The following is a 10,716-nucleotide window of genomic DNA, read 5'->3' as shown; positions in this document are numbered from 1 at the left end:
TTTACAGACTTCCATAAGTCAGAGTAGATGAAAACTCTTGATAAGTCATTTATAAACATCGTTAGGTGTACAATCAAGTGCTTTACATATTCTCTCTAAATTTTTAAATGTTATCGGCTTATTTTTTCCCATTTGTGCCATAACATTAGTGGTTAAATCTGCCATAGCAATTACATCAGTTTTTTTAAGCCTTTTTTTGCAAGTTGTATCCATAGTGGTTTATAGTTTAATTCCCCAATTTATCAAGCAATTTAGTAAAATATTCAGGCAATGGTGCATGAAACTCCATGTACTCACCTGTTTTAGGATGTACAAAACCTAATAATTCTGCATGAAGAGCCTGTCCCTGCAACTTAAACGGATTCTTTGCAACCCCATAAACTTCATCTCCAACTAAAGGATGTCCAATGCTTGTCATATGTACCCTTATCTGATGAGTTCTGCCTGTTTCAAGTTCACATTCAATGTGGGCAAAATTATTTCCATTCGATGAAGTAAAATTCCTTATAACTTTGTAATGTGTGATTGCAGGCTTTCCATCAGGTGTTATAGCCATCTTTTTTCTATCTGATTTGGACCTGCCTATTGCACCGCTAACAGTTCCTGCTTCCTCCTTAAAAGCACCATATACTATTGCCTGATACTTTCTTTTTATGCTATGTTCTTTAAGTTGTGAAGCTATAATTCGATGCGAGACATCATTTTTGCACACGATAATAACTCCGGTAGTATCCATATCGATACGATGTACAATTCCGGGACGAAGTTCTCCGTTAATACCTGAAAGATTATTTTTACAATGGTGCATAAGAGCATTTACAAGTGTTCCTGTAAAATGCCCTGCCGCAGGATGTACCACCATTCCTTTAGGCTTATTTATTAAAATAACATCTTCATCCTCATATAAAATATCCAAAGTTATATCTTCCGGTACTATCTCCACTTCTTTTACAGGAGGAATATTTACAGTAATAGTCATTCCGTTAAATACTTTAAAACTACTCTTTACTACCTTACCTTCAACAAGCACAAGTCCTTCATCTATAAGTCCCTTAAGATATGACCTTGAATAATCTAAAAGGCGTAAGGATAGGTATTTATCTATCCTTTCGCCCTCAATAACATCATCTGTCACAAGCTCAATTATATCATCAGAAACTTCACTATCAAGTTCATCATCTAAAATATTATTATTTAATTTCATTTTTCACCCTGCCAAGCATTATATCAAAATCCTCATCTTTGTAATAAAATACTACAAACAACAACATTCCAATTGCAGATATAGTCACATAACAGTCTGCAATATTAAATATAGGAAAATTTATCAGTTCAAAATACAGAAAGTCAATTACATAACTATGTCCATACTTAATCATAGTAACCGTTCTGTCTGCAAAATTTCCTAATGCTCCTGCAAGTATTAAAACTAAGGTAACATGTGCAGGAAGGTATTTTTTTTGAAACACCATCTTTTTTAGTACAAAGATTACTGCAAAAATTACTAAAACAGTAACAACAGTAAACATCCAAAATCCGCCTTGAAATAAACCGAAAGCAGCACCTGAGTTACCGCCTTCAAGCAATGTCAGGCTAAATACTTTGGGAATTATATCTATGCTTCCACTTGATAAATATTTAACAGCCATCTGTTTTGTGATTAAATCAAGTGAAACTAAAAATAATACTGCTATTAACTCAAACACAAAAAATTTATTTTTATTCATAATTAACCTTCAAAAACTTCCTTGATTCCATATAATATTTCTTCATCAGTTATATCTTTATACACTTCAGCCCTGCCAATTTCAGCAGTAAGAATAAATTTAATTTTTCCACCTTGCATTTTTTTATCAGATTTAGTAGCAAAAAGCACATCATTTTCATTAAAACTAACTTCTGAAGCTCTTATTCTTCTAAAAAGTCTATATTTTATCAAAATTTCTTTCATTTTAAACAGTTCATCTTCGGACATAAGACCACGATACACAGCAATCTTCCCTGCTGCAATCATACCAACAGCTACACACTCTCCATGTAAAAGTTTAAACTCCATTAACTTTTCAATAGCATGACCTATTGTATGCCCAAAGTTAAGTATTGCTCTAAGTCCCTTTTCTAAAGGATCATTTTCAACAACTTCTTTTTTGATTCTGCAAGAATGAAAAATTATATACTCAAGCGATTCTCTATCCTTTGATATTATTTTGTCTGTATTTTCATTAAGATAGGCTAAGAACCTGCTATCCCAAATATATCCGTATTTAATAACTTCAGCCATTCCTGAAAGATATTCTCTCTCCGGAAGAGTACTTAGACTTTCAGTATTCATGTATACAAGTTTAGGCTGATGAAACGCTCCAACCATGTTCTTATATCCCATAAAGTCCACGCCTGTCTTTCCGCCAACACTTGAGTCTGACATAGCTAACAGAGTTGTTGGAATTCCTGCGAATCTTATTCCTCTTAGGTAAGTAGCAGACACAAAACCTGCTAAATCACCTACTACACCTCCGCCGACAGCAAGAATTACATCATTTCTTTCAAAATTATACTTTATCAACTCTTCATACAGACTTTGTACAGTAATTATATTCTTACTATCTTCACCGGCAGGAAAACTAAATGTGTGTATTTTTTTATTCACACACATTAAAATCTGTAATATTTTTTCTCTAAAATACTTTTCTGTATTTGAGTCGAATACCAACATAAACTTATTACAAGACGAAAAAATATTGACAAGAATTTCAGGCAATTTATTAAAATCAGGCTCTATAACTATATTATATGCTTCTCTGCCTTTTGAATTTATCTCAACTTCAAGTATTTTGCTCATCTACAACTTCCTCTGCAGGCTGAACAGCTGCATCTTGCCCCCGGCTTTCCGTTTCATTTACAGCCATATTTTCTTTGTCTTCATGTTCTTGAATATCTTCTTTAGCATCTTCATGAACATCTTCTTGAACATCTTCTTGAACATCTTCCAAATTTCCCTTTAATTTGAGATAACCCTTTAAATCATTGACAGATATATTATAGGCATCACTATTAATAATATCCAACTGAGAAGTTATCAGGTTTCTCACATGCGTTTTATACAGCTCAAACCTTCGATTCAAATCATCCGTCTGTCTAAAAATATTATCTAATTCAGACCTTGCTTTAATTAATACTTCATCAGCTTTCGCATGAGCAGTCTCTTCAATAGCTCTTGCATTTTTAACAGCCTTAGCCTGTTCCTCATCTGAGGTCTTTTGTGCAAGAACTAGTGCTTTTTGTAGAGTTTTCTCCATAGACTTATAATATTGGAGTCCCTCACTTAAAGCTGTAGCCTTATCCCTTAATTCAATATTTTCTTTAAATAATGCATCATAGTCAGTAATAATTTCAGCTATAAACTGATCTACGCTTCTTTTTGAATAGCCAATTCCCTTTTTTAATTCATAATTTCTAATTTCATCTGATGAAAGCATATATCCTCCTGAAGCTCAGCAATATTTCCCTAAATGAATTTGTATTTTTCCTTTTTTTGTATATCCTAAAATTTCATAAAAAATAAATTTTCCAAATCCTCTTACCGATATTATATCACCGGGAGTTACCTGATAATGTCCCTGAAGAACTACGGCAGAATTGACTGCAACTTTTTCTTTATCAATTAAATCCTTCACCTTAGACCGTGATAAATTAAAGGCTTCTCCTATTACCACATCCAACCTTAGTGATGATACCGTTCCAAATTTATCTTCAATCTGCCTGACAGCCAAAACTTTATCTGCTGAAACAGCTATGCAGCTTACCTGATGCCTGCCAACCTGTACCATTTCCCTAAGCAGAAATTCTTCAATCTTTTCATTACAAAATATGAATGCATTAACTGCTTTATTATTTTCAGTTATAAGATAAATATCACCTATTAATTTTCTATCAATTCCAAGCCCAAGTATCGCACCCAAAAAATCTCTATGCGTAAGTGAATTTTGTTCAAATTTAGCACTTTTAACTCCAATTTCTATGCAACTGATTGGAAATTTTATATCTTCTCTTTCATAATATGAAGCCGGAAAGCAAGCCATTACCCGCTCAGCATTGTCAATTCCTCCAAAAAGGAAAAACCTTCCTCCCGGAAGGTCTGCCGCCTGTCTTTTTAAAACTGCTACTTCCCTGACACTCAGAAAATCTGAAAATATATTTATATTCTTATTATAAGCTGCTCCAGCCAAATCAAGTAAATGTCTGAATGCTAAACTACTCTCTTTATCCATACTAATCTTCAGTTACATTAGATGAAACAAAGAGAACATTTGTAAGGTCAACTTCATTTTCAGGTGCCATTTCAACATTTTCCGGCGAAATTAGATAGACATACTTAGATACTCTCTGAATTTTTCCGTCAATGGCATGCATGGTTCCTGTCATAAAGTCAATAATTCTTTGTGCCACCTGATCTTCTAACGCTTCAATATTAAGAGCAATTACATAACCTGCAAGCAGCCTGTCAGAGATATCTTCAACATCCTCAAATACCTTGGGAGAAACAATATATACCTTAGAGTCTGACTTCATCTTCTTAGTTATAGGTACTACTTTAGAATCTGACTTAGACACTTTCTTCTTTTTTCTTGAAAATGAAGCTGAATAATCATCATCTTCTTCATATTCATTTTCATCATTATATTCATCGTAAGCTTTTCTTTTACTCTGCCTTACATTAGTTCTCTCTCTTGGTTCCTGTACAATATCTTCTTCATAATCTTCTTCATAATCTTCTTCATAATCTTCATCCGGAATGCCGGTTCCTTCTTTCACCGAATTAATAAGTTTACTTATTCCTTCAAACATATATTCACTCCTATTTATTGATATCAATATTAAAAATATTCATAGTGTTATTATGAATGTTTTTTTCAAGCAAGTCAACCATTATTTTTTTCCATTTCCATTTTATCTGCATTTAGTATTATATTATCATACTCATTTAAATAGTATCCTCTATCTGTAGGTATCAGATAATAATCACTGTTCGCTGATGTCATCCCCTCTGTATCCGGTTCTACATGCTTAAATCGTGGATAGCCATTATTAATGTTATAAACTCCCTTCAACAAGATTGTTTTCCCAATTTTAAATTTGTTATCTCCCTGCGGTTCTATAATTTCATCTCCAGCTTTAAAAATTTCATCAACATCTACATATACTACTTTTTTATCTGTATCCTTATAACAAATATCCACTTCAACATTTTTTTTAATAATTTTATTACTCTTATCTACTGTCTGTATAGAAAATCCTCCACTCACATTTCCGCTTCCACCACTATAATACTCTTCAGGTATTTCATAAACCGTCCTCTCTACCACTGAAGATTTGGGAATTTTCAGTCCGTTCATGCTTTTAAGAATTATATAAATATTTACAAATCTTTTTTCAGAATAATCTACCATATAGTTAAAAAGTGTTAAGATAAGATATTCATTATTATTAATTTTTTCTATTTCTGCCAGTGCCTTAGCCGTAAATCCCTTATTGTCAATTACAATATCTAAATAATCTTTTCCCTCAAGAAGTTTTTTTTGATCTTCTGTTATAGGAACAGCAATTTTCCAAGTTTCATCAGAGATAAGTTTATATACAGACTCTCCTGCATCTACCTTACCATCATTTTCAGCCGCTATCTTCAATACATAATCATTCTGCTTTTGGAAGATTTCAGGGTTAATATCAGCTTCTGTAATTCCTTCCAAACCATCTGTTCCATAGATAATAATTCCACTGTCAGATGCATAATTCACATTAAAAAATTCATTTTCATCTGTAATTTTTTTCAAAGAAGCCATTACTTTTTTTCCGGACGTTGTCATAACCATTTCAGCCATAGAATCTTTAAGGCTGTATGTAGTAATAAAATTATCATCTCTGTTAATTTGAAACTGATGTAGTATTCCCATAAGCCTCTCACCGGCTTCATCTGTCTGATCATCTAAGGTCAGCTTCGAATATATATTTCCTGTTTTATCTATTGAAAAAACAGCTTCATTTTTGCGAACCCTGGAATTTCCATTAATATAATAATTAATATAGCCCGCCTCTGAAGCAGTAAAAACCTTTTCATTTCTTAAAATTAAACCTGAAGTATTTATAACTTCATTCCTTTCGTCAATTATAACCCTGTAAATAGAAGTCTTTTCTCTAGTTAAAAACAGAAAGGTATGCCCTAATATATAAACTACTATAATCAAAAATATTATACTGCTGACATTGAATCGTTTTCTCTCTTTATGCTTCTTCTTTTCTCCATACTGAACAACATTATTTCTTTTAGTTTTAAGCGATTTTGGTTCAGACAATTTTCACTCCTCCAAAAATCATCATAACCACCAGATAAACCGGTGGCTTATTATATTCTGATATACAATAACAAACTGCCACATAAATAATGTGACAGTCATACAATCTTTTTATCTTATAAAGAAACTAAAACATTATGCCTATATTCTTCCGGCATATCTTCACTCTTAACAGAAAGGCTTAGAGTTACATCAACACTATATTTATCTGCAACCTGAATTATCTTATCAAGAACGGGCTTCATATTTTCTTTATCTGTAAACGAAATTTTAAGAAAACTATCAAGGAAAATTGCTTCAAGATCATGATCCTGCGAAATAATTCCACAAATAAATCCTACAAACTCACCTGAATTCTCCACAAGAAAATCCTTAACATTTATTAAACGAATCTTATTGTTAAGCTCATACATATGTGCAAGATCCTTGTCAAGAAATACAACATTTCCACCAGAGGTCTTAATAGCCTCATTAGCCTTTTCAAGAATTACCTTTGTCTTACCTTTTCCCTTCTCCCCGCAAATAATATGTACCATAGTAAAAGCCTCCTTTAATTATAAAGTTTATAAACAAATAATATTATATGCTAATTTACTTAAAAATTCAATTAGTTTGGTATATTTTGTGGTAAGTTTTCAAAAATAGTACCAAGCTGAGCATATAAATTAAGACTGTCCGACGCCTTTAATACTCCTGCCGTATATTCTCTGCCTTCAGATGACTTAAATGACATAAGTATACAAGAACCTGCCTCATCTGTAGTCCCTGTCTTCCCGCCAAGCACACTATAACCATTCGGTACTTTATATATACCTGCCAAATATTGATTTGTAGCTGCCATAGTCACTACAATCTCTGCACCTGCAAAATTTTTATATTTCATAACATAAGATGGCTGCCGGATTATTTTCACAAATTCCGGATTTTTAAGTAATGCATTAAAAATTATATACAAATCATATAATGTTGAATAGTGATAATTATCATGCAACCCTGTACTATTTACAAACCTACTATGTGAAGCCCCAAGTTTTTTTGCCTCTTCATTCATAAGAACTGCAAATTTTTCTTCACTTCCTGCTACAGCAAAGGCCAAAGCCTTAGCAGCATCATTTGCAGATGTCACCAGCGATGCATTTAAAAGTTGCCTTATAGTAACCTTATCACCATCCATCAGCCTTATCTTTTTAGCATACGGATGCGATAATTTTACCATTTCACTTGTGATGCTGACTTCCCTGTCCAGATTTTTTTCTTTATCAAATACAACCCAGGCTGTCATAAGTTTAGTAAGGCTTGCCGGATATATCTTTTTTAAAGAATTTTTTGAATAAATTGCCTCTTCTCCACTGGAAACAAAGACTGCTTTAGCATTAAAAGAAGGCTTATTCTTCAATTTATTTATCTTCTTATCTGTAATCACCGGTATTCCTTCCGACATAAGAAGAAGCTTTTGTCCTTCGTTCTGAAAATTATAGGCAGCTGTTTGATTTTTTCCATCTACATAAGGAAAGTAAGCAATCGTATTATTTCCACAACCTGTAAGAATAAGTCCCATTAAGGCTATAATCACCAGATTTCTTCTAATTTTAATCATGACTTATACAACTCTCTCCAGTCAAGATCTCCTCTGTCCAATGCTTTAATCATAAGCTCCGCAGAAGCCAAATTAGTAGCTGCCGGAATATTATTAGCATCACATAGTTTTAAAATATTAGTTATATTAGGTTCATGCTTTTTAGATGACAAAGGATCTCTTAAAAATATTACCAAATCTATCTCATTATGGTCAATCTGAGCCGCCATCTGCTGCTCACCACCCAAATGTCCTGCAAGATACTTATGAACAGCCAGATTAGTAACCTCTTCAATAAGCCTACCGGTGGTTCCTGTAGCATATAAAGTATGCTTACCCAAAATTCCTCTGTAAGCTATGCATAAGTTTTGCATCAGCTTTTTTTTAGCGTCATGTGCAACCAAGCCAATATTCATAATCTACCCCTTATATATTTGATATTTAGTATTTTGACTACAATAAATTCCAAAAGAATCTCCTAGTAATTAAAAAAAATCTCATTCTCACCCGTATTAGAAAACAGGCCATGTTTTACCTTCTGAATCCCTACATTTAAAACAATCGCTATTCCCAAAAAATTACTAAGCAAAGATGACAGACCATAACTCATAAACGGCAGAGGAAGCCCTGTATTGGGAAGTAGAGCCGTATTAACACTTATATTTACAAAGGACTGAAATACAAGCATTGCAGATACACCAATTGCTATCATCTTACCTGTAAAGTCATTTGTTCTTTTAGCAATCAATATGCATTTAAAAACAATGAAAGCAAATAGTGCAATTACCAAAACACATCCTATAAAACCTAATTCTTCTGCCACAACAGAAAAAATAAAATCACTTTCGTTTACATATACTTTATTATAAAGCCTAAAATCTGAAGTGTCTCCTAACAAAGCTTTTCCTAAAACCTTACCCGAAGCTATTGCATTTACCGAATGAATCTGCTGATACTGTACGGTAAGAGCATATTTCTCCGGATCCAAGAAGCTGAGTATTCTTTTCTGTTGCTCATTTGTAAGCAGTTTTTGTCCCGGCTGTATTACATACCAAAACAGACCGGCTCCTACCGGTGCTGAAACAGCTAGTGTAATTCCGATAATCTTTAGGCTGAGTCCCGCCATAAATATCATCATTGCAAAAATAAACATACAAACCATGCTTGATGAAAGATCAGTTTGGATAAGAATAAGTGAAGTAGGTATCATCATCACAATACCTGATAATAAAAATATCCCCCACCTGTTCAATTTGCTTTGAACCTTCGTAAATAACACGGAAAGTACTAAAATCAATATAATCTTTACAAGTTCAGAAGGCTGTACTTCCATAGAACTTATCCTAAGCCATCTGAAAGCACCTGTATCATGATCTACGCCATAAGATGTAAATCTTACCATAAACAAAAGTATTATAGCAATAAAATAATACAGGATTACAAATTTACATATAAAATGGTAGTCAATCATTGCCCCTACCAATACTACAAACAAGCCTAACACAATACCTATCAGCTGTCTTTTTGCCATACTGACATCTCCTGCTTTGTACAGACAAAACACACCTATCGAACAAAGCATCAATACAGCTATAATAATTGAAACACTAAAATTCTTTAAATCATATTTTTTATTTTTTAACATCAGTATCCTTATGTTCTTGTCCCTTTAATATTTTTTACAGGGATATTTGCAAAAATTGCAGGTACAGAAACATTATTCGTTTCTGATTCTGTCTGTGCAATCTTAATATCAAGTCCTTCAACATCTATTTCAACATACTTTGAAATGACTTGAATTATATCATTTTTAATCTGTTCCATAATTTCAGGAGAGCAGTTAGCCCTGTCTGACACAAGAACCAACTTAAGTCTGTCTACAGCCTGCTGTCCTGAAGATTTCTTCCTAAAAAAATCCATTAAACTCATAGTCTAACTCCTCTACTTCTTAAATATATCTCCAAGACGTGATAATAATCCTTTTTTGCTTTCTAAGTCAAGGAACGGAACCTCAACACCGGTAATTCTCTTACATATATTCATATAAGCCTGACCTGCAAGTGAATCATTTCCTGCAAGTGGCTCACCTGTATTTGTTGCAATAACTATGTTTTCATCATCAGGTACAATTCCGATAAGGCTTACAGCCAAGATATCCAAAACCTGTTCACTTGACATCATATCGCCTCTCCTAACCATGTCCATACGAAGCCTATTTACAATAAGTTCTGTTTTCTTTATTTCATTTGCCTCAAGAAGTCCTATTATTCTGTCAGCATCCCTCACTGCAGAAACTTCAGGAGTAGTAACAACTATAGCTCTGTCTGCTCCTGCTATGGCATTCTTAAACCCCTGTTCAATACCGGCAGGACAATCAAGAATAATATAATCAAACTCTTTTTTTAATTCTTCTGTAAGTTCTGCCATCTGTTCCGGATTTACAGCATCCTTGTCCCTGGTCTGGGCACTTGGAAGCAGATATAAGGTCTCATATCTCTTATCCTTTATAAGTGCCTGCTTAATTTTACAGTTCTGCTCAATTACATCTACAAGATTATACACTATACGATTTTCCAGGCCAAGTACCACATCAAGATTCCTAAGACCTATATCAGTATCAATAAGCACAACTTTTTTCCCTAACATAGCCAATCCGGTACCTACATTGGCAGTAGTAGTAGTTTTACCTACACCACCCTTACCGGATGTTATAACAATAACTTCTCCCATAAAAATCTCCTAACTAAACTAATTTTCTTCAATACTATAATATTATTTAAATGCATTAAT

Annotated in this window: 14 protein-coding genes; all 14 read right to left on the bottom strand. The window is 33.4% G+C overall.

Annotation, left to right across the window (positions count from 1 at the left end):
- Nucleotides 1-45: 45 nt before the first annotated feature.
- The 14 genes from ACTTKP_RS01880 to minD all read right to left on the bottom strand — a co-directional run bounded on the left by ACTTKP_RS01880 (nucleotide 46) and on the right by minD (nucleotide 10,656).
- Nucleotides 46-141, bottom strand: coding sequence for a helix-turn-helix domain-containing protein (locus ACTTKP_RS01880; RefSeq protein WP_442552214.1), 96 nt, complete (start codon nucleotides 139-141; stop codon nucleotides 46-48).
- Between the two features lie 85 nt (nucleotides 142-226).
- Nucleotides 227-1,204, bottom strand: a complete 978-nt coding sequence (locus ACTTKP_RS01875; RefSeq protein ID WP_442552213.1) for an RluA family pseudouridine synthase — start codon at nucleotides 1,202-1,204, stop codon at nucleotides 227-229.
- Nucleotides 1,191-1,727, bottom strand: coding sequence for a signal peptidase II (gene lspA, locus ACTTKP_RS01870; RefSeq protein WP_442552212.1), 537 nt, complete (start codon nucleotides 1,725-1,727; stop codon nucleotides 1,191-1,193). The genes ACTTKP_RS01875 and lspA overlap by 14 nt, the downstream gene beginning before the upstream one ends.
- 2 nt (nucleotides 1,728-1,729) lie before the next feature.
- Nucleotides 1,730-2,839, bottom strand: coding sequence for a 3-dehydroquinate synthase (aroB, locus tag ACTTKP_RS01865; protein WP_442552211.1), 1,110 nt, complete (start codon nucleotides 2,837-2,839; stop codon nucleotides 1,730-1,732).
- Nucleotides 2,823-3,476, bottom strand: coding sequence for a DivIVA domain-containing protein (locus ACTTKP_RS01860; protein ID WP_442552210.1), 654 nt, complete (start codon nucleotides 3,474-3,476; stop codon nucleotides 2,823-2,825). Before ACTTKP_RS01860 ends, aroB begins: the two co-directional genes overlap by 17 nt.
- A 15-nt stretch (nucleotides 3,477-3,491) precedes the next feature.
- A complete protein-coding gene (locus tag ACTTKP_RS01855; protein ID WP_442552209.1) occupies nucleotides 3,492-4,268 on the bottom strand; it encodes an RNA-binding protein in 777 nt (258 codons plus the stop codon).
- 1 nt (nucleotide 4,269) lies between these two features.
- Nucleotides 4,270-4,845: a cell division protein SepF gene (locus tag ACTTKP_RS01850; protein WP_442552208.1), complete on the bottom strand. Its 576-nt coding sequence runs from the start codon at nucleotides 4,843-4,845 to the stop codon at nucleotides 4,270-4,272.
- Nucleotides 4,846-4,919: 74 nt separating this feature from the next.
- Entirely contained in the window at nucleotides 4,920-6,350 is a 1,431-nt protein-coding gene (locus ACTTKP_RS01845; protein ID WP_442552207.1) for an HlyD family efflux transporter periplasmic adaptor subunit, read from the bottom strand.
- A gap of 116 nt (nucleotides 6,351-6,466) precedes the next feature.
- Complete coding sequence (locus ACTTKP_RS01840; RefSeq protein WP_442552206.1) at nucleotides 6,467-6,886, bottom strand: twitching motility protein PilT; 420 nt, start codon at nucleotides 6,884-6,886, stop codon at nucleotides 6,467-6,469.
- A gap of 71 nt (nucleotides 6,887-6,957) precedes the next feature.
- Nucleotides 6,958-7,947 (bottom strand): D-alanyl-D-alanine carboxypeptidase family protein, encoded by a 990-nt coding sequence (locus ACTTKP_RS01835; protein WP_442552205.1) that lies wholly within the window; start codon nucleotides 7,945-7,947, stop codon nucleotides 6,958-6,960.
- The gene (locus tag ACTTKP_RS01830; protein WP_442552204.1) at nucleotides 7,944-8,342 is read right to left on the bottom strand and encodes a methylglyoxal synthase; all 399 of its coding nucleotides are present in this window, start codon (nucleotides 8,340-8,342) and stop codon (nucleotides 7,944-7,946) included. The genes ACTTKP_RS01835 and ACTTKP_RS01830 overlap by 4 nt, the downstream gene beginning before the upstream one ends.
- A 62-nt stretch (nucleotides 8,343-8,404) precedes the next feature.
- Nucleotides 8,405-9,571: an FtsW/RodA/SpoVE family cell cycle protein gene (locus ACTTKP_RS01825; protein ID WP_442552203.1), complete on the bottom strand. Its 1,167-nt coding sequence runs from the start codon at nucleotides 9,569-9,571 to the stop codon at nucleotides 8,405-8,407.
- A gap of 8 nt (nucleotides 9,572-9,579) precedes the next feature.
- Nucleotides 9,580-9,855, bottom strand: coding sequence for a cell division topological specificity factor MinE (gene minE, locus ACTTKP_RS01820; RefSeq protein WP_442552202.1), 276 nt, complete (start codon nucleotides 9,853-9,855; stop codon nucleotides 9,580-9,582).
- A 12-nt stretch (nucleotides 9,856-9,867) separates the two neighbouring features.
- Nucleotides 9,868-10,656: a septum site-determining protein MinD gene (gene minD, locus ACTTKP_RS01815; protein WP_442552201.1), complete on the bottom strand. Its 789-nt coding sequence runs from the start codon at nucleotides 10,654-10,656 to the stop codon at nucleotides 9,868-9,870.
- Nucleotides 10,657-10,716: the final 60 nt, after the last annotated feature.

The sequence above is a fragment of the Catonella sp. genome, from assembly GCF_052169795.1.
In the GTDB taxonomy this organism is placed as follows: domain Bacteria; phylum Bacillota; class Clostridia; order Lachnospirales; family Lachnospiraceae; genus Catonella.
Note: the sequence above shows the minus strand (reverse complement) of the source record. Positions and strands in the feature narration are given on the sequence as shown.